This is a genomic window from Achromobacter sp. NFACC18-2 (assembly GCF_900108985.1).
Lineage (GTDB): Bacteria > Pseudomonadota > Gammaproteobacteria > Burkholderiales > Burkholderiaceae_B > Achromobacter.
The window spans coordinates 167,234-184,738 of record NZ_FNYM01000001.1 but is presented as its reverse complement, the minus strand read 5'-3'; the positions used below and the strand labels follow the sequence as shown (position 1 = coordinate 184,738).

Below are 17,505 nucleotides of genomic sequence, written 5' to 3'. Positions count from 1 at the left end.
AATGACCGCAAATCTTCCCTCCTGGCCCTATTCCCGTTACATCGCGCACCGCGGCGGCGGCCGTCTGGCGCCGGAGAACACGCTGGCCGCCATGCGCGTCGGCGCAGAACATGGCTTCACGATGTTCGAGTACGACGTGAAGCTGAGCCGCGACAACGTGCTGGTCCTGATGCACGACGACGACGTCGACCGCACCTCCAACGGCAAGGGGCCCGCCGCGGCCAAGACCTACGCCGAACTTGCCCAGCTTGACTTCGGCAGTTGGCATTCGGCCGCCTACGCCGGCGAGCCGCTGCCCACCCTGGCCGCCGTCGCGCGGTATACGGTGGCCAACGGCATCGCCAGCAACGTCGAGATCAAGCCCTGCCCTGGCCGCGAGGCCGAGACCGGACGCGCCGTCGCCCTGGCCGCCCGCGAGCTGTGGCAAGGCGCGGACACCGCGCCCCTGCTGTCTTCGTTTGCCGAGGACGCCCTGGCGGCGGCCCGCGACGCCGCGCCCGAGCTGCCGCGCGCCCTGCTGGTGGAAAAGGTGCCGGCCGACTGGCGCGAACGCCTTGCCAAATATGACTGCGTGGCCCTGAACATCAACCAGAAGGACGCCACCCGCGAACTGATCGACGCCGTGCATGCCGCCGGCTACCGGATCGCGGCCTGGACCGTCAATGACCCCGAACGCGCGCGCCTGCTGCTCGACTGGGGCATCGACGGCATTTTCACCGACGAGCTGGCCGCCATCCGGCCGGCCGCCTGAGGCAGACCGCCCGTGTTCAGCTACCGCCACGCCTTCCACGCCGGCAACCACGCCGACGTGCTCAAGCACGCCATCCTGGTCCACACCCTGGACTACTTCAACAAGAAAGACGCCCCCTACTGGGTCATCGACACGCATGCGGGCGCCGGCCTGTACAGCCTGGACAGCGACTGGGCGGCCAAGACCTCGGAATTCGCCGACGGCATCGGCCGGCTGTGGGAAGCTCAGGACCTGCCGCCCATCCTGGCCGACTACGTGGCCCGCATCCGCAGCTACAACACCAACGGCCGGCTGCGGCGCTATCCCGGATCGCCCTGGCTGGCGCTGGACGCGCTGCGCCCGTCCGACCGCCTGCGGCTGTTCGAGATGCACCCCACCGAGATCGACACGCTGGTCGGCAACCTGGAACACCAGGGCCGCGCCGCGCAGCGCCAGACCACGATCTACGGCGACGACGGCTTCGAGGGCGTCAAGGCGCTGCTGCCGCCGCCCACGCGCCGCGGCCTGGTGCTGATCGACCCCTCGTACGAGGACAAGCACGACTATCGCCGCACCCTGCTCACCGTGAAAGAGTGCATCAAGCGCTTTGCCACGGGCACCTTCGCCATCTGGTATCCGCTGGTGCAACGCCGCGAGGCCAGCGAAATGGCGCGCCATTTCGAGAACCTGAAGGTCAAGAGCTGGCTGCACGCGACGCTGACGGTCAAAAAGGCCACCATCGACGGTTACGGCCTGCACGGCAGCGGCATGTTCCTCATCAATCCGCCCTGGACGCTGCACGACGCGCTCAAGCAGGCCATGCCCTATCTGGCGCGCGAACTGGGGCAGGACGAGCGGGCGGGCTTCACGCTGCAATACCGCGAGAATCCGTTCCCGGTCGCCAAAAAGCACTCGGACGACTGACGCGGCGCCGCGCCCCGGGGCGCGGCAAGCATGCAAACGGCAGGGGCCGCGCCTGGTAGGCGCGGCCCCTGCCGCATTGCGCCGCCTTCAGACCGTTTCGACGTCGGCCTGGCGCAGCGCGTCCTGCGCCTGCGCCAGCTTCGATGCCGCGTCGCGCAGCGCGGTGCGCAGGCCTTCCTCGATCACGGGATGGTAGAACGGCATTTCCAGCATGCGCGCCACCGTGAGGTCCTGCTGGACGGCCCACGCCAGCAGATGGCCGATGTGTTCGGCGCTCGGACCGATCATTTCGGCGCCAAGGAAGCGGCCGGTCTCGATATCCGCATACACATGCAGCATGCCGCGGTTCTTCAGCATGACGCGGGAGCGTCCCTGGTCGCTGAAGTCAACGGCGCCCGTGACGAAGGTGCCGGGCACGAGTTTCGCGTGCCCCGCCCCAACCAGCGCGATCTGCGGATCCGAGAACACCACGCCCAGCGGCGCGCGGCGCAAGCCCTGGCGCACTTCGGGGAAACGCGCCGCGTTTTCGCCCGCGATCCGGCCTTCGTCGGCCGCCTCGTGCAGCAGCGGCGCGTCGGCGTTGGCGTCGCCCGCAATGAAAATGGGCGCGTCGCCGGCCTGCATGGTCAGGCGGTCGAACACCGGCACGCCCTGGGCGTTCAGCGTGAGCGACGTGTTTTCCAGACCCAGGCCATCCACGTTCGGACGGCGGCCCGTGGCGACCAGCGCGTAGTCAAAGCGTTCCGTGCGCTCGGTGTTGTCCAGCGCCACATAGCGCACCTGCACTTCGTCGCCGACGCGGGTCGTTTCCAGCACGCGGGCGTCCGTATCCAGGTAGAACTCGCGCTGGAAGATCTTGCGCGCGGTCTGGCGCACCTGCGGGTCGCTGATGCCGCCCAGGCTGCCGCTCATGCCGAAGACGCGCACTTCCACGCCCAGGCGCGCCAGGGCCTGGCCCAATTCCAGCCCGATCACGCCCGGCCCGAAGACCGCGACGCGGTTCGGCAGATCGTCCCACTCGAACACGTCATCATTGACGACGAGGCGGTCGCCCAGCTCGCGCAACGGCGGCGGAACGGACGGGCGCGAGCCCGTGGCGATCACCACGCGCGACGCATGGATTTCGGTGTGGTCGTCCACGCGCAGCACGGTGTCCGACACGAACTTCGCGTAGCCGCGCAGCTTGTCCTGCGCGGGAATGCTTTCCACGCCGTCGACCACGAACCCCACGAAGCGGTCGCGTTCGCGCTTGACGCGGTCCATCACCAGGGCGCCGTCAACCGTGACTTCGCCGCCGATGTGCACGCCGAATGCCTCCGTGTGCGCGGCGGCATGCGCCGCCTCGGCGGCCGCAATCAGCAGCTTCGAGGGCATGCAGCCCACGCGGGCGCAGGTAGTGCCATAGGGCCCGCCTTCGATGAGCAGCGCGCGCTTGCCCGCCGCTTTGGCCGCGCGGTAGGCGGCCAGGCCAGCGGTGCCGGCGCCGATGACAGCGATATCGGTATGCAGAGTTTTCATGGTTGGAGATCCCCCGGTGTAGCGTGATGTTCAGGATGGCTGGCGGCGCCGGTGCCGCGCGACGACCAACGTCGCGCGGCACCGGGCTGGCCGGACGGGGATCGCGTCCCCTGCCCGGTCATGCGTCCGCCGATCAGGCGAAGTGCGCCTTCAGGTCTTCCAGGCCGCCGATGAGGGCGCCGTTGATGAACACCTGGGGAGCCGTGCCCTTGCCGGACACTGCGCCGATCACGCGGCCGCGGACCTTGTTTTCCAGCGGGATCTCGATCGGGGCGTAGCCCTTGCTGTCCAGCAGCGCCTTGGCCTCGACGCAGAACGGGCAGCCCGGCTTGGAGAACACCACGACCTGGTCGGGCTTCTTGGCCGACGGCGCGACATGGGCCAGCATGGTGTCGGCGTCCGACACTTCGAACGGGTCGCCTTCCTTTTCGGGTTCGATGAACATCTTCTGGACCACGCCGTCCTTGACCAGCATCGAATAGCGCCAGCTACGCTTGCCAAAGCCCAGGTCGCTCTTGTCGACCAGCATGCCCATGCCTTCGGTGAAGGCGCCGTTGCCGTCCGGCAGCAGGGTGATGTTGGCCGATTCCTGGTCCTTGGCCCATTCGTTCATGACGAAGGTGTCGTTGACCGAGACGCACACGATGCTGTCCACGCCGGCGGCAAAGAACGCCGGGGCCAGTTCGTTGTAGCGCGGCAGGTGGGTCGACGAGCAGGTCGGCGTGAAGGCGCCGGGAAGCGAGAAGACCACGACCGTCTTGTTCTTGAACAGGTCGTCGGTCGTGACCTTCTTCCACGTGTTGTCCTCGCGGACGGGGAACGTTACGTTGGGAACACGTTGGCCTTCGCGGTTTTGCAGCATTCGAATTTCTCCTTGGTGGCTTGGGGTGGCGGATTGACGACCCGCCATGAACAGAATCATAAATCCCAGCTATCAATTAAACCAATTTAATTAATTCAATTGATCGATAGTTTCAGGCAATCGTAGATTCACAGCCTTAAAGATCGAAACTATCACAGCCTCGCCCCAGGGGGATGCTGCGTCAGACCCGCGCCGGCTCGTAGCCCGCCTCCCGGATGGCGGCTTCGACCTTGTCAGCCTGGTCCGTGCCCGTCACCGTCACCCGGTGCGTGGGCAGGTCGACGGCCACGACGGCGCCCGGAACGGCCTGGTTGACGGCCCCGGTGATGGTCTTGACGCAGTGGCCGCAGGTCATGTCGGGGACTTGGAACGCGATGCTCATGTTTTTCTCCAGAGGATTGAGGGTGGACTGGCTCAGCCACCGCACCGGCAGCTTAGACCTTCCTATCGTGGGAAGGTCAAGTCTAGAATGATGCTTGACCTTCCCACGATGGGAAGGATGAAACTGGGTGTTCCCATTCAGACAGAGACTGCCATGAGCGTTGCCCCTCCCTCCTCTTTTTCCGAACTGGAACTCGCCATCGAAGGGATGACCTGCGCATCCTGCGTCAAGCGCGTGGAAAAGGCCTTGACCAATGTCCCGGGCGTCGCGCGGGCGCAAGTCAACCTCGCGACCGAACGCGCCCTGGTGTCCTTCGACCCGTCCGCCGCCCAGCCGCAGGCGCTGGTCGCCGCCGTCGGCAAGATGGGCTACGAGGCGCATCCCATCGCGGCCCAGGACGACCATGCCGAGCGGCAGTCGCAGGCGCGCGACGCCGAGGCGCAGCGGCTGCAGCGCGCCTTCATCGCCGCGCTGCTGCTGACGCTACCGGTCTTCGCGCTGGAAATGGGATCGCACCTGATCCCGGCCATGCACCACTGGGTGCTGGACACCATCGGCAGGCAGAACAGCTGGCTGCTGCAATTCGCGCTGACCACCGTCGTGCTGGCATGGCCGGGCCGGCAGTTCTTCACCAAGGGCTTTGAGGCGCTGTGGCGCCGCGCGCCGGAAATGAATTCGCTGGTGGCGCTGGGCGCCGGCGCGGCGTGGGGGTATTCGGTGGTGGCGACGTTCGCGCCGGGCTGGCTGCCGGACGCCGCGCGCAATGTCTATTTCGAGGCCGCCGCGGTCATCGTGACGCTGATCCTGCTGGGCCGCATGCTGGAGGCGCGTGCCAAGGGCAAGACGGGCGCGGCCATCAAGCGGCTGATCGGCCTGCAACCGCGCACGGCGCGCGTGGTGCGCGATGGCCAGGCGCAGGACGTCGAGATCGAACGCGTGCGCACCGGCGACATCGTCATGGTGCGCCCCGGCGAGAAAATCCCCCTGGACGGCGACATCATCGAAGGCAGCTCCTACGTCGACGAATCCATGCTGACGGGCGAGCCCGTCCCGGTCGAAAAACAGCCGGGGATGCAGGCCACCGGCGGCACGCTGAACACCTCGGGCAGCTTCACGCTGCGCGTCACGCACACCGGGGCGGACACCATGCTGGCCCGGATCATCCGTATGGTGGAAGCGGCCCAGGGCGCCCGCCTGCCGATCCAGGCGATGGTGGACCAGGTGACCGCCTGGTTCGTGCCGGCCGTGATGGCGGCCGCCCTGCTCACCTTCCTGGTGTGGTTCTTCCTGGGGCCCCAACCCGCGCTGTCTCACGCGCTGGTCCATGCGGTGGCGGTGCTGATCATTGCCTGCCCGTGCGCCATGGGGCTGGCGACGCCCACGTCCATCATGGTGGGCACCGGACGGGCCGCCGAGATGGGCGTGCTGTTCCGCCAGGGCGACGCGCTGCAGACGCTGCGCGACGTGGACGTGGTGGCCTTCGACAAGACCGGCACGCTGACGCTGGGCAAGCCGACCATGACTGAACTGGAGCCCGCGCCCGGCCATGACGCGCAGCAGGTGCTGCAGTGGGTCGCCTCGGTGCAAGCGCGCTCCGAGCATCCCATTGCGCAGGCCATCGTGGCCGCGGCAGCCGAACGCAAGATCGAATTGCTGGCGGCCGATGGCTTTGCCGCCATCACCGGCGCCGGGGTCCAAGCCACGGTTGACGGCCGCCAGGTGCTGGCCGGCGCCGCCCGCCTGATGGCCGAGCGCGGCGTCGACGTCGGCGCGTTCGGCGCGCGTGCCGCCGACTGGGGCGCCGATGGCAAGACGCCGATCTATGTGGCCGTCGACGGCCGCGCGGCCGCCATGATGGCCGTGACGGACCCGGTCAAGCCGTCTGCCGTGTCCGCGATCGCCGCGCTCCATGCCCAAGGCCTGAAGACGGCCATGATCACGGGCGACAACCGGCACACCGCGCAGGCCGTCGCGCGCCAGCTGGGTATCGACGAAGTGCGCGCAGAGGTGTTGCCCGACGGCAAGGTGCAGGCCATCGCCACGCTGCGCGAAGGCGGCCGCAAGGTGGCTTTCGTGGGCGACGGCATCAATGACGCGCCCGCGCTTGCAGCGGCCGACACGGGGATCGCCATCGGCACCGGCACGGACGTGGCGATCGAGGCGGCATCCGTGGTGCTGATGTCCGACGATCTGCACGGGGTGCCCAACGCCATCGCGCTCAGCCGGGCCACGCTGGCCAACATCCGGCAGAACCTGTTCTGGGCGTTCGCCTACAACGCGGCGCTGATTCCGCTGGCAGCGGGCGCGCTGTATCCGGCGTTCGGCCTGTCGCTCTCGCCCATCTTTGCGGCAGGCGCCATGGCCCTGTCCAGCGTCTTCGTGCTGGGCAACGCGCTGCGCCTGAAGACATTCCGACCCCATGGGAGCCCGGCATGAACATCGGACAAGCCGCCAGGCAGTCTGGCATTTCGGCCAAGATGATCCGCTATTACGAAAGCATCGGACTGATCGGGCCGGCCGTGCGCACGGACTCGGGTTACCGCGTCTACAGCGACCAGGACCTGCATACGCTGCGCTTTGTGCGCCGCGCGCGCGACCTGGGGTTTTCCGTGGAGCAGATGAACGAGCTGCTGGCGCTCTGGAAGGATCGCAGCCGCGCCAGCGCGGACGTCAAGCGCATCGCGCTGGAACATGTCCGGGAATTGGAGCGCAAGGCCGAGGCGCTGCGCGACATGGCCGCCACGCTCAAGCACCTGGCGCAGCACTGCCATGGCGACGACCGGCCCGATTGCCCCATCCTGGAGAACCTGGGCTGCGCCCCTTGAGAATGGCGCCAGGCCCAGCGCGGCGCGGACCGGTGTGTGGGCCGGAATGCGGCGCCCGCCGCCCTTTCCGGCTTTGCCCCGCGGACCGATCCCGACGGGGCGGCCAGGTTTACTGTCCGCTCTGCGCCTCGGCGGCGACCCGGGCCTCGTAGGCTTCGGTGGCGGCCTGTTTGGCAGCCGCCTTTTCGGCGGCGGCAGCCAGGCGGGCCTCTTCCGCCGCCAAGGCGTCGGCGGCTGCCTGCACCGCGCGCTGGCGGGCCCGTTCCTTCGCGTCGATCACGCCTTGCGCGTCGAGCGATTCGAACACGGCGATCGATTCCACATGCCCCGTGTGCGGGAACATGTTGATCACGCCAGCGGCCTTGAGCACGTAGCCGCCTTCGTGGACGAGAATGGCCGCGTCGCGCGCCAGGGTGGCCGGATTACAGGACACGTAGACGATGCGGCGGGGACGCTCTTCGTACGACAGTTCCGACAAGGCCTGCGACACCGCATGGGCGCCTTCGCGCGGCGGATCGATCAGCATGCGGTCGAAGTAGCCCAGGCTGCGCAGCCAGGTCACGTCGACCTCGAAGAGGTTCAGGGTGGCAAAGCGGGTGCGGTCGCCCAGGCCATGGCGCGAGGCCGCGTCAAAGGCGCGGTCGGTCAGCGCCTTGCTGCCTTCGACGCCCACGGCTTCGCGGGCCTGGGTCGCCAGGGGCAAGGTGAAATTGCCCAGCCCGCAGAACAGATCGGCCACGCGGTCGGTGGGCTGGACGTCCAGCAGCTTGAGCGCGCGCGACACCATCGCGCGGTTGATGGCGTGGTTCACCTGCGTGAAATCGGTGGGCCGGTACGGCATCCGCAGGCCGAATTCCGGCATGGTGTAGGACAGCGCGTCGTTGTGCTCGCGCTCCAGGGCGTGCACCGTGTCCGGGCCCTTGGGCTGCAGCCACCATTGCACGTCGTGCCGGGCCGCGAAGGCGCGCAGGATGGCGATGTCGCCGTCGGTCAGGGGCAGCAGATGGCGCAGCACGAGCGCGGTCACGCCTTCGCCGAGCGCCACTTCGATCTGCGGCATGCGGTCCGGCGCGGACATCGACGAGATCATCTCGCGCAGCGGGATCAGCAGGTCGCTGACGTGGCGCGGCAGCACATGGCATTCGCGCATGTCGGCCACGTAGCTGCTCTTGCGTTCATGGAACCCGACCAGCACCCCGCCCTTCTTGGGCACCACGCGAACGGACAGGCGCGCCCGGTAGCGGTAGCCCCAGGTCGGGCCCTGCAGCGGCGCCAGGATCAGCGCCGGGCGCAGCTTGCCCACATGCCAGAACGTGTCTTCCAGCGCGCGCTGCTTGATGGCCACCTGCGTGGTGGGCTCCAGGTGCTGCATGGCACAGCCCCCACAGACGCCGAAATGCGGGCAGCGCGGCCGGACGCGTTGCGACGAGGGACGCAGCACCTCGTCCACGCGCGCGGTTTCATAGGAAGGCTTACGGCGCAGCGTCACCGCAGTGACCCGCTCGCCGGGCAAGGCTCCTTCCACGAAAATGACTTTCCCGTCGCGGCGGGCGATCCCCCTGGCTTCCAGGTCCAGGGATTCGATACTCAAAACGTCAGACATCTCACGCAGTCCAGAATTGCACGCAACCCGTGATTGTAAAAGGACTTCGCGCATTCCCGGAAATGGATCCGATGGGGCCGGAACGTAAAAAAAGGGGCTTGCCGGACGCCGCCCTGGCCGGGCGGAATCCCGCAAACCCCAAAAGCCGGCGCTGTTCAGGGCGCCGCCACGGATTTCAGAATGAACGCGCCACCGAGAAGACGGCGCCGATGCGGCCCGACGGGTGGCCGTATTTGGTGGGCAGCCAGTTGTCCTTGGTGGCGCCGACCGCCGCCAGCCCCAGGATCCAGCCCTTCAGGTCCTTGGTCACGCCGACCTTGTAGTCGACATAGTGGCCGATGGAATCCCCGTCCATGTTGGTCTGGTTCTTGAGCTTCTGGTAGCCCAGATGACCCACCAGGCCCCAGCCTTCGCCCAGGTCGAAGGTGGCCGTGCCGTCCAGGTACCACGTGCCCTTGCTGTCCGGCGTGCTGAAGAAGTCGCTGGGCGTGTACGAGTACTTGAGGCTGTAGTTGCCGTAGGACGCGCCCAGGTACAGGTCGGTGTTGTTGTAGTTGCCGCCTTTGGGCGAACTGGAGCCGGGATAGTAGTAATGCAGCACGCCCGCATCCAGCGTGAAGCCGCCGCCGACGTCGCCCTTCCAGCCGCCGTAGAAGTCCATTTCCAGGTTGCCGTCGGTGAAGACGAAGCTGGAGACGTTGGAGTTCCAGTTGCCCAGATAGAAGCCCGAACTGTGGTTCAGGTCGAAGCCCAACTGCACGGCGGGACGAAAATCGGTCTGGGAGTAGCCCCGGAACCGGTAGTCGCTGACTATGGTTGCGTTACCGCTGAGTGAAAAGCCGCCTCCGAGATCGGTGGGTTCGGCCTGCGCCAGACCTGCAAAGCAAACGGCAAGCGCGAAGGGCAAGGCTAGCAACGTCTTCTTCATGGTGCGGAAGTCCTGATCGGATTTACGAGAAAGCGGACAGCGCATGGCGCATCCGGCTGACCGGCCCTGCTGCAAGGGTATTGCCGGCTCAAATTCCATGAAGCAATGTCCATGCCAGGTCTGGCCATGCACACAAACGCATGGCCGGCGCGCGGCGGCGGGCCTGACGCACCAGTTTGGTGCCCCGCTTTGGGGCGCGTTGGCGGCGCATGCGTCATAACGGGGAGCGACGCGTCCACCTACACGAACAAAACCCCGGCACGCGCGGGGCGTCCGGGGTTTGAAGCAGCCGGCGGGGCTTGCCCCCGCCCTGTGGCAGGGGCCGGGCCGTGGGGTCAAGCCGGGGATGGCAGGCTTAGTTGGCCTGGGGCGGCGGCGGGGGCACGTCGCCGGCGGGCGGAGGCGGCGGCATGCCGGCGCGGCCCTTGCCATGACGACCTTCCATCTTGGCGTGACGCTCGGCCATGCGGGCTTCGCGTTCCTTGACGATCTTGGTGACCTGGCCCCGCTGGGTCTCGTTCAGGCTGTCCCAGACGGCCAGCCATTGGTCTCGCACCTGCTTGGCCTGATCGCCGAACTGGTCGCGGCGCTTTTCGGATTGTTCGATCAGCGCGCGGGGATCCAGCTTGCCGCTGTCCAGTTGGGCCTTCAGCAGATCGTGGCGCTTGCCGCCGGCGGCGCGCATCGCTTCGTGCAGGCTGCGCTGGCTTTCCTGGGCGGTCTTGAACAAGGCTTCCTGCTTGGCGTCGAGCTTCAGTTCGGCGACCTGGGCCTTGGACACGGGGCCCAGGCCGGGGATGTAGAGGCCGTCGCGCATGCCCTTGTGGAAACCGCCGCCGCGGTGACCTTCGTGCATGGCGGCCGGACCGCCATCGGCGGGAGGCGGCGGCGCAGCCATCGCGGTGCTGGCCGCGAAACCGCTGGACGCGGCGACGATTGCAAGGGCAACCAGATTGGAGCGGATAGCGAATCGGGACATGTGTGTCTCCTGAAAGTGAAGAAAGCGAGGCCATTGTGCGATCCCGCTGGTTTCATCCAGGTTTCGCGCGCGCCCGTCTTGTTTCAGTCGATTGCTTACCCTGCCGACGCAAGAACGGGGCCCTGCAGGCCCCGTCCGTCTTGCGGCTTGCGTCGCGACGCAAGCGCATCCGATGCGGCAGCCGCCGCGGTTAACCCGCGTCCCAGGCCGCCAGGTATTCCTTCCAGTGCGGCGCGTCGCTGGCGCCGAGGGTATCGCGCACCAGCGCGACCTCGGCCTCGTAGGCCGCGCGGTCGAGTTCGCCCCGCAGAAAGCGAAAGCGGCAATACACCAGCCACGTATTGACCACGTCGGTCTCGCAATACGCCCGCACCTCGTCGGCGCGGCCGCTGCTCCAGGCCTCCCAGACCTTGCTGCCGTCCATGCCCAGCTTGCCCGGAAAGCCGCAGAGCTTGGCCAGTTCATCGAGCGGCGCATTGGCGCGGCCGTTGTACTTGGCCAGCACGTCCATGAGGTCGACGTGGCGCGTGTGGTAGCGCGAGATGTAGTTGTTGAACTTGAAGTCGCGGTCTTCCTCGCCCATGTCCCAATACCGCGGCGCGGGCACGCCCTGGATCAGGCTGCGGTAATGCAGCACCGGCAGGTCGAAGCCCGAGCCATTCCAGCTCACGAGCCGCGGGGTGTAGCGTTCGATGGTCTTGAAGAAACCCGCGAGCAAGGCCGCTTCGGGATCGTCCGGCTGGCCCAGCGTCTTGACGCGAAAGCCCTGGTCGTCGCGGAACACGCACCCCACCACCGCGACCTTGTGCAGGTGCAGGGGCAGGAAGTCGTGGCCCACGGCCTCACGCCGCGCGGTGAGCGCGCGTTCGACGACTTCCTGGTCGGGCACGTCGGCGCCCCAGCCATTGAGCTTGCGCAGCCCGTCGGCATCGGGGATGGTTTCGAGGTCGAATACCAGGGTGGGCGTCATTTGGGCGGCAGGTACTGCATCGGGTCGACGGGCGTGCCCTGTCGGCGGATCTCGAAATGCAGGCGCGGCGACGTGGTGTCGCTCTGGCCGAGTTCGGCGATCTTGGCGCCGCGCTTGACCGTCTGGCCCGTCTTCACGAGCAGCGCGCGATTGTGCGCATAGGCGGTGATGAAGCCGTTCTGGTGCTCGACGATGATGAGGTTGCCCAGCCCGCGCACGCCGTTGCCGCTGTACTTGACCAGGCCGTCGGCCGCGGCGGTGATCGGGTCGCCCAGCGCGCCGGCAATGTCGATGCCCTTGCTGCTGGTGTTGAACCCCTGCACGATCTGGCCGCTGGCCGGCCAGGCCCAGTTGATGACGCCCGCGTCAGCGGCGCGCGTGGCCGGCTTGGTGTCCACGGGAGTCGGCGCCGGCGTGGGCGTGGCCTCGGGCTCGGGCGTGCTTGCCGTGGGGGTTTCGGGCTGGTCCAGCGGACGGGGCTGCGGCTTGGCGCCCGAGACCGGCGCGGTTTGCGCACCGCCGCTTGCGCCTGCCGACATGCGCAGCACCTGCCCCACCGAGATCTGGTTGGGATCGCTGATGTTGTTCCAGCGCTTGATGTTTTCGATGTCGACGTTGTTGGCTCGGGCGATCTTGTAGAGCGTGTCGCCCGGCTTGACCACATAGCTGCCGGACGTGGCCGTCGGCGCGGGTTGCCCGCCGGTCATGTCGACCACCGGGGCACGGGTACCTTTGGATGCGCAGCCGGCCAGGATGGCGAGGCTGAGGACCCCCACTGCGAAGAGCGGGCGGCGCAGGCGCGTCAAAGACGCGCCCCTATTCATATCGGTCAGTTGCAACTGCCCGTTGAGCATACGTTTCTCCTGTCGCTCAAGATTGTATTCCGGACCGTAGCGGCACAAAGCGCACGGCCTCTAGTTCAGTACGTTTCCAGCTGGCCGCGCCTGTGCGTTCGATAAGAACCAGGCGCTGGTTGGAGCCTCCTTCCGGAGCGATCAGGCGACCGCCCGGCGCAAGCTGCGTAAGCAGCGCTTGCGGGATGGCCAGACCAGCGGCAGCCACAACAATAGCATCGAACGGCGCCACGCCGGGCAGCCCCAAGGTGCCGTCGCCATAGATCAGCCGGATCCGGGTGGTCAGCCGCAAGGCGCGCAAATGCTCGCGCGCAAGCTCGTACAGTCCGCGTATGCGTTCGATGGTGTGGACATCGCGCACGAACTGGGCAAGCACCGCGGCCTGGTACCCGCAGCCCGCGCCGACCTCGAGCACCCGCGTGGGTGCGCGGTCTTCGCAGGCAGCCGCGATCATACGCGCCACGACCCACGGCTGTGAAATGGTCTGCGAATGGCCGATGGGCAGCGCGGCATCTTCATAGGCGCGGCTGGCCAGGGCCTCGTCCACGAACAGGTGCCGCGGCACCGCGGCCATGGCGTTCAGGACGCGCTCGTCGGTGATGCCCTGCGTCCTCAAGCGCTGCACCATGGCCTGGCGCAGGCGTTCGGAGTTCAGGCCCAGGTTGCTGCCCGCCTGCGGCAGCGGCGCCTGCGATTGCCGCTGCAAGGTGGCGGCGGAAATGCGGGTGTTGCTGTTGGCCGGCGTATAGCCCGGTCCGAGGCGTCCGGAGTCGGGGCGCGCCGGGCTGGCGCGGCCGGCGGCGCCCGGCGTGAGGTCCGGCTGGCTTATCCGTTTGCGCATAGCGGCTCCGCCCAGGTGCGGATCTCGTCAAGCTGGCTGTGCTGGGTCAGGTCCAGGCGCAGCGGCGTGACCGACACGATGCCCTGCTCGACCGCATGGAAGTCCGTGCCGGGCGTGGCGTCCGCGGCCAGGCCCACCGGTCCGATCCAGTAGACCGTGTCGCCGTAGGGCGTGGTGGTGCGCACGACCGGCTGCGACGGATGCCGCTTGCCCAGGCGCGTGACCGCAAACCCGTGCATGTCTTCGAAACGGCGGTTGGGGATGTTGACGTTGAGCAGCACCGGCGCCGCGAGCGGCTGGGCCAGATGGCGCTCGACCACCTTGCGCGCCGCGCGCGCGGCGGAGTCGATATGTTCCCAGCCCTTTTCGGCCAGCGAGAAGGCAATGGCGGGAATGCCGAACAGATAGCCTTCGCTGGCGGCGGCGACGGTGCCCGAATACAGGGTGTCGTCGCCCATGTTGGCGCCATTGTTGATGCCCGACACGACCAGGTCGGGGCGTGCGTCCATCAGGCCGGTGAGCGCGACGTGCACGCAATCCGACGGCGTGCCGTTGACCGCGATGAAGCCGTTGGAGGCGGTCCGCACCGACAGCGGCCGGTTCAGCGTGAGCGAGTTGGAGGCGCCGCTGTGGTTGGTTTCGGGCGCGACGACGGTCAGGTCGCCCAGGCCTTCCAGCGCCGCTACCAGCGCCTCAAGCCCGGGGGCCGAGTAACCATCGTCGTTCGAAACCAGAATTCGCATTGTGCATCCGAAAGAAAATAAAACGCGGGTGACGTTGCGGATTGTACCGTCCGCCGACCCGTCGCGCCTGCCCGGCGACGCGTCCCGGATTCGCGGCGCCCGCTCGATAACCCGAACCCCGCGCCTGCCCGGGCGCGGTAGAATCCGCAGCCATTACTACAACAACGGACTCCCTTTCCATGGCGATAACCGAACCCTCCCTGGCGTTTTCCGTCGCGCTCGTCGTGCTGGCCTACCTGATCGGCTCCGTGCCGTTTGCCGTGGTGGTCAGCAAGGTCATGGGCCTGCAGGACCCCCGCAGCTACGGTTCCAAGAACCCCGGCGCCACCAATGTCCTGCGCACCGGCAACAAGACCGCCGCCGCGCTGACGCTGCTGGGCGACGCAGCCAAGGGATGGTTCGCGATCTGGCTGGCCGAACGGCTGGCGCCGGGCATCGGCCCCGTCGCACTGGCCTGCGTGGCGCTGGCCGTCTTCATCGGCCACCTGTACCCCGTGTTCCTGGGCTTCAAGGGCGGCAAGGGCGTGGCTACCGCGCTGGGGGTGCTGGTGGCGATCCAGCCGTGGCTTGCCGTCGCCACCGCCGCCACGTGGCTGATCATCGCCATTTTCTTCCGCTACTCTTCGCTGGCTGCCCTGGTGGCCGCGTTCTTTGCGCCGGTGTATTACGTGTTTGGATCGGGCCTGGCCTGGCAGGCGCAGCCCGCGCTGGGCGTGGCGCTGGCGATCATCGGCGTGCTGCTTTTCTACCGCCACCGCGCCAACATCGCCCGCCTGATCCAGGGCACCGAAAGCCGCCTCGGCAGCAAGAAGAAGTAAATCCGGGCCTGATGCCGGGTTTCGCGGGCGGCCCTGGCCGCCCGCGTCGTTTCAGGCGATATCGGCCAGGTCCCAGCGCGGCTTCACGGTGAAGCTGTGCGCGCTGGCGTCCAGCGTCGCCAATCCCGCCTTGACCCGTTCGGCGGCCGCAAACGCAATCATCGCCCCGTTGTCCGTGCAGAGTTCCAGCGGCGGAAAGTACGCGCGCGCCTTCAGGGGCCTGAGCGCGGCGTCGAGCCTGGCGCGCAGGAGCTGGTTGGCCCCCACCCCGCCCGCAACGACCAGCCGGCGCAAGCCGGTCTGCTTCAACGCGCGGATGGCCTTGGACGCCAGCACTTCCACGATGGCCGCCTGCGTGGCGGCGGCCAGGTCGGCGCGGGTCTGGTCGTCCAGGCCGCCATCGCGTTCGGCCGCCTTGACGCGCGTCAGCACGGCCGTCTTCAGGCCGCTGAAGCTGAAATCCAGGTCCCCACTGTGCAACATGGGGCGCGGCAGATCGAAGCGCGAGGCGTCGCCGCTAGCGGCCAGCCGGGACAGCGCCGGTCCGCCCGGATAGCCCAGGCCCATCAGCTTGGCGGACTTGTCGAAGGCTTCGCCCGCGGCGTCGTCCAGCGTCTCGCCCAGCAGTTCGTAGCGGCCCACGCCATCCACGCGCATGAGCTGGGTATGCCCGCCCGAGACGAGCAAGGCGATGAAGGGAAACTCAGGCCGCGGATCGGCCAGCATCGGGGACAGCAGATGGCCTTCGAGGTGATGGATGCCGATGGCCGGCAGGCCGCGGGACCAGGCAAACGACTGCGCCACGCTCGCGCCCACGAGCAGCGCGCCGGCCAGGCCAGGCCCCGCCGTGTAGGCCACCGCGCCGATGTCGGACATCTGGATGCCCGCCTCTTGCAGCACCTGGCGAGTCAGCGGCACGACGCGGCGTATGTGGTCGCGCGAGGCGAGTTCCGGCACCACGCCCCCGTATTCCTGGTGCATGGCGATCTGGGTGTGCAACGCGTGCGCGAGCAGGCCGCGTTCCGTGCAGACGGCTGCGACGCCGGTTTCGTCGCAGGAGCTTTCAAAGCCGAGAATAATCATGGCGGCAGAGTTTACAACTGATGCGAAAATACGCCTGTTCATGAACGGGGCGCGGTGTCCGGCCACGCCCGACACAATCTTAAAATCCTGCAAAAACCCTGGGGACTCGAATGCTGGAGAAGCTTTTCAAGCTGCGTGAGCACGGCACGACCGCAAGAACGGAAATTGTCGCGGGCCTGACGACATTCCTGACGATGTCGTACATCATCTTCGTCAATCCGGACATCCTGTCCTCGACGGGGATGGACCGCGACGCGGTGTTCGTCGCCACCTGCCTGGCCGCCGCGCTGGGCTCGCTGGTGATGGCGTTCATCGCCAACTGGCCGATCGGCATGGCGCCCGGCATGGGCCTGAACGCCTTTTTCGCCTTCACCGTGGTCAAGACCATGGGCTACACCTGGGAGCAGGCGCTGGGCGCCGTGTTCATTTCGGGCATCATCTTCCTGTTCCTGACCATATCCGGCATCCGGGTCTGGCTGGTCAAGGGGATTCCGCATTCGCTGCGCAGCGCCATCGCGGCCGGCATCGGGCTGTTCCTGGCCATTATCGCGCTATCCAGCGCCGGCATCGTGGTCGCGCATCCGGTCACCAAGGTCACGCTGGGCAACCTGACCTCGCATGGCCCGCTCTTCGCCATATTGGGCTTCTTCGTGATCGCGTCGCTGGACGCGCTGCGGGTGCGCGGCGCCATCCTGATCGGCATCATCGTCGTCACGGTGCTGTCCATGGTGCTGGGCTACAACGAATTCAAGGGCATCTTTTCGGCGCCGCCCAGCCTGTCGCCCACGCTGTTCAAGCTGGACATCATGGGCGCGCTACACACGGGCTTCGTGCACGTGATCCTGGTTTTCGTCCTGGTCGAAGTGTTCGATGCCACCGGCACGCTGGTGGGCGTGGCCAAGCGCGCCGGGCTGGTGCCCGAGGATCGTCCCAACCGCCTGGGCCGCGCGCTCTTTGCCGACAGCACCGCCATCGTCGCGGGCTCCATGCTGGGCACCAGCAGCACCACGGCCTACGTCGAAAGCGCATCCGGCGTGCAGGCCGGCGGCCGCACGGGCATGACCGCGCTGGTCGTGGGCCTGCTGTTCCTGGCCGCCCTGTTCATTTCGCCGCTCGCGGGCGCCGTCCCGGCCTATGCCACCGCGCCCGCCCTGCTCTACGTCGCCGGGCTGATGATGCGCGAGCTCATCGACATCGACTGGAACGACGTCTGCGAAGCCACGCCGGCCGCGTTGACCGCGCTGGTCATGCCGTTCACGTACTCGATCGCCAATGGCATCGCGTTCGGCTTCATCAGCTACGTGGTGCTCAAGACCGCCACCGGCAAGATGCGCGACGTGCACCCGGCCACGTGGCTCGTGGCGGTGCTGTTCGTCATCCGCTACGCATTCTTTCCGGAATAGGCGGCCTTATCCGCTGTTCGTTTCAAGCCGCCGCAGGTCATG

General features: G+C 67.5%; 17 protein-coding genes. 6 read left to right on the top strand and 11 right to left on the bottom strand.

What is annotated here, in order from left to right; translation table 11 throughout:
- Position 1: 1 nt before the first annotated feature.
- Together ugpQ and BMW75_RS00895 are read left to right on the top strand one after the other, a co-directional pair.
- Positions 2–751: a glycerophosphodiester phosphodiesterase gene (gene ugpQ / locus BMW75_RS00900; protein WP_092575588.1), complete on the top strand. Its 750-nt coding sequence runs from the start codon at positions 2–4 to the stop codon at positions 749–751.
- Between the two features lie 12 nt (positions 752–763).
- Entirely contained in the window at positions 764–1,654 is an 891-nt protein-coding gene (locus BMW75_RS00895) for a 23S rRNA (adenine(2030)-N(6))-methyltransferase RlmJ (protein ID WP_092575585.1), read from the top strand.
- 87 nt (positions 1,655–1,741) lie between these two features.
- Here BMW75_RS00895 and BMW75_RS00890 read toward each other — a convergent pair whose 3' ends face one another.
- From BMW75_RS00890 to BMW75_RS00880, 3 genes are all read right to left on the bottom strand, one after another.
- On the bottom strand, positions 1,742–3,172 hold the full coding sequence (locus BMW75_RS00890; protein ID WP_092575582.1) for a dihydrolipoyl dehydrogenase: 1,431 nt from the start codon (positions 3,170–3,172) through the stop codon (positions 1,742–1,744).
- A gap of 133 nt (positions 3,173–3,305) precedes the next feature.
- Entirely contained in the window at positions 3,306–4,034 is a 729-nt protein-coding gene (locus BMW75_RS00885) for a glutathione peroxidase (protein ID WP_076521059.1), read from the bottom strand.
- 181 nt (positions 4,035–4,215) lie between these two features.
- Complete coding sequence (locus BMW75_RS00880) at positions 4,216–4,416, bottom strand: heavy-metal-associated domain-containing protein (RefSeq protein ID WP_076521060.1); 201 nt, start codon at positions 4,414–4,416, stop codon at positions 4,216–4,218.
- A 153-nt stretch (positions 4,417–4,569) separates the two neighbouring features.
- Here BMW75_RS00880 and BMW75_RS00875 point away from each other — a divergent pair, with 153 nt between their 5' ends.
- Positions 4,570–6,852 (top strand): heavy metal translocating P-type ATPase, encoded by a 2,283-nt coding sequence (locus BMW75_RS00875; protein ID WP_092575578.1) that lies wholly within the window; start codon positions 4,570–4,572, stop codon positions 6,850–6,852.
- A complete protein-coding gene (gene cueR / locus BMW75_RS00870; protein WP_092575575.1) occupies positions 6,849–7,241 on the top strand; it encodes a Cu(I)-responsive transcriptional regulator in 393 nt (130 codons plus the stop codon). The genes BMW75_RS00875 and cueR overlap by 4 nt, the downstream gene beginning before the upstream one ends.
- 109 nt (positions 7,242–7,350) lie before the next feature.
- Here cueR and rlmD read toward each other — a convergent pair whose 3' ends face one another.
- The 7 genes from rlmD to surE all read right to left on the bottom strand — a co-directional run bounded on the left by rlmD (position 7,351) and on the right by surE (position 14,159).
- The gene (gene rlmD / locus BMW75_RS00865) at positions 7,351–8,844 is read right to left on the bottom strand and encodes a 23S rRNA (uracil(1939)-C(5))-methyltransferase RlmD (protein ID WP_092575572.1); all 1,494 of its coding nucleotides are present in this window, start codon (positions 8,842–8,844) and stop codon (positions 7,351–7,353) included.
- Between the two features lie 175 nt (positions 8,845–9,019).
- Positions 9,020–9,772 carry a TorF family putative porin gene (locus BMW75_RS00860; RefSeq protein ID WP_092575567.1) on the bottom strand — a complete coding sequence of 251 codons (753 nt, stop codon included), beginning with the start codon at positions 9,770–9,772 and terminating at the stop codon, positions 9,020–9,022.
- 355 nt (positions 9,773–10,127) lie between these two features.
- Complete coding sequence (locus tag BMW75_RS00855) at positions 10,128–10,751, bottom strand: hypothetical protein (RefSeq protein ID WP_092575564.1); 624 nt, start codon at positions 10,749–10,751, stop codon at positions 10,128–10,130.
- A gap of 190 nt (positions 10,752–10,941) precedes the next feature.
- Entirely contained in the window at positions 10,942–11,721 is a 780-nt protein-coding gene (locus BMW75_RS00850) for a 3'-5' exonuclease (RefSeq protein WP_092575561.1), read from the bottom strand.
- On the bottom strand, positions 11,718–12,575 hold the full coding sequence (locus BMW75_RS00845) for a peptidoglycan DD-metalloendopeptidase family protein (protein ID WP_092575558.1): 858 nt from the start codon (positions 12,573–12,575) through the stop codon (positions 11,718–11,720). Before BMW75_RS00845 ends, BMW75_RS00850 begins: the two co-directional genes overlap by 4 nt.
- 16 nt (positions 12,576–12,591) lie before the next feature.
- Positions 12,592–13,416, bottom strand: coding sequence for a protein-L-isoaspartate(D-aspartate) O-methyltransferase (locus BMW75_RS00840; RefSeq protein WP_175493059.1), 825 nt, complete (start codon positions 13,414–13,416; stop codon positions 12,592–12,594).
- The gene (gene surE / locus BMW75_RS00835; RefSeq protein WP_076521069.1) at positions 13,401–14,159 is read right to left on the bottom strand and encodes a 5'/3'-nucleotidase SurE; all 759 of its coding nucleotides are present in this window, start codon (positions 14,157–14,159) and stop codon (positions 13,401–13,403) included. The genes BMW75_RS00840 and surE overlap by 16 nt, the downstream gene beginning before the upstream one ends.
- A gap of 179 nt (positions 14,160–14,338) precedes the next feature.
- On the opposite strand from surE, the gene plsY reads away from it, so the two are divergent.
- On the top strand, positions 14,339–14,977 hold the full coding sequence (gene plsY / locus BMW75_RS00830; protein WP_092575555.1) for a glycerol-3-phosphate 1-O-acyltransferase PlsY: 639 nt from the start codon (positions 14,339–14,341) through the stop codon (positions 14,975–14,977).
- 51 nt (positions 14,978–15,028) lie between these two features.
- On the opposite strand, the gene tsaD is transcribed toward plsY, so the two are convergent.
- The gene (gene tsaD, locus BMW75_RS00825) at positions 15,029–16,060 is read right to left on the bottom strand and encodes a tRNA (adenosine(37)-N6)-threonylcarbamoyltransferase complex transferase subunit TsaD (protein ID WP_092575551.1); all 1,032 of its coding nucleotides are present in this window, start codon (positions 16,058–16,060) and stop codon (positions 15,029–15,031) included.
- Between the two features lie 110 nt (positions 16,061–16,170).
- Between tsaD and BMW75_RS00820 the strand changes: the two genes are divergently transcribed.
- Positions 16,171–17,463, top strand: coding sequence for an NCS2 family permease (locus BMW75_RS00820; RefSeq protein WP_092575547.1), 1,293 nt, complete (start codon positions 16,171–16,173; stop codon positions 17,461–17,463).
- The last annotated feature ends 42 nt before the right edge of the window (positions 17,464–17,505 follow it).

What these genes read in the sequence shown, in the direction of transcription:
- BMW75_RS00855 (WP_092575564.1), bottom strand. Translation starts at nt 10,751, where the DNA reads ATGTCCCGATTCGCTATCCGCTCCAATCTGGTTGCCCTTGCAATCGTC.
- BMW75_RS00875 (WP_092575578.1), top strand. Translation starts at nt 4,570, where the DNA reads ATGAGCGTTGCCCCTCCCTCCTCTTTTTCCGAACTGGAACTCGCCATC.
- rlmD (WP_092575572.1), bottom strand. Translation starts at nt 8,844, where the DNA reads ATGTCTGACGTTTTGAGTATCGAATCCCTGGACCTGGAAGCCAGGGGG.
- BMW75_RS00845 (WP_092575558.1), bottom strand. Translation starts at nt 12,575, where the DNA reads ATGCTCAACGGGCAGTTGCAACTGACCGATATGAATAGGGGCGCGTCT.
- ugpQ (WP_092575588.1), top strand. Translation starts at nt 2, where the DNA reads ATGACCGCAAATCTTCCCTCCTGGCCCTATTCCCGTTACATCGCGCAC.
- tsaD (WP_092575551.1), bottom strand. Translation starts at nt 16,060, where the DNA reads ATGATTATTCTCGGCTTTGAAAGCTCCTGCGACGAAACCGGCGTCGCA.
- BMW75_RS00860 (WP_092575567.1), bottom strand. Translation starts at nt 9,772, where the DNA reads ATGAAGAAGACGTTGCTAGCCTTGCCCTTCGCGCTTGCCGTTTGCTTT.
- surE (WP_076521069.1), bottom strand. Translation starts at nt 14,159, where the DNA reads ATGCGAATTCTGGTTTCGAACGACGATGGTTACTCGGCCCCCGGGCTT.
- BMW75_RS00880 (WP_076521060.1), bottom strand. Translation starts at nt 4,416, where the DNA reads ATGAGCATCGCGTTCCAAGTCCCCGACATGACCTGCGGCCACTGCGTC.
- BMW75_RS00850 (WP_092575561.1), bottom strand. Translation starts at nt 11,721, where the DNA reads ATGACGCCCACCCTGGTATTCGACCTCGAAACCATCCCCGATGCCGAC.
- cueR (WP_092575575.1), top strand. Translation starts at nt 6,849, where the DNA reads ATGAACATCGGACAAGCCGCCAGGCAGTCTGGCATTTCGGCCAAGATG.
- BMW75_RS00820 (WP_092575547.1), top strand. Translation starts at nt 16,171, where the DNA reads ATGCTGGAGAAGCTTTTCAAGCTGCGTGAGCACGGCACGACCGCAAGA.
- BMW75_RS00885 (WP_076521059.1), bottom strand. Translation starts at nt 4,034, where the DNA reads ATGCTGCAAAACCGCGAAGGCCAACGTGTTCCCAACGTAACGTTCCCC.
- plsY (WP_092575555.1), top strand. Translation starts at nt 14,339, where the DNA reads ATGGCGATAACCGAACCCTCCCTGGCGTTTTCCGTCGCGCTCGTCGTG.
- BMW75_RS00840 (WP_175493059.1), bottom strand. Translation starts at nt 13,416, where the DNA reads ATGCGCAAACGGATAAGCCAGCCGGACCTCACGCCGGGCGCCGCCGGC.
- BMW75_RS00890 (WP_092575582.1), bottom strand. Translation starts at nt 3,172, where the DNA reads ATGAAAACTCTGCATACCGATATCGCTGTCATCGGCGCCGGCACCGCT.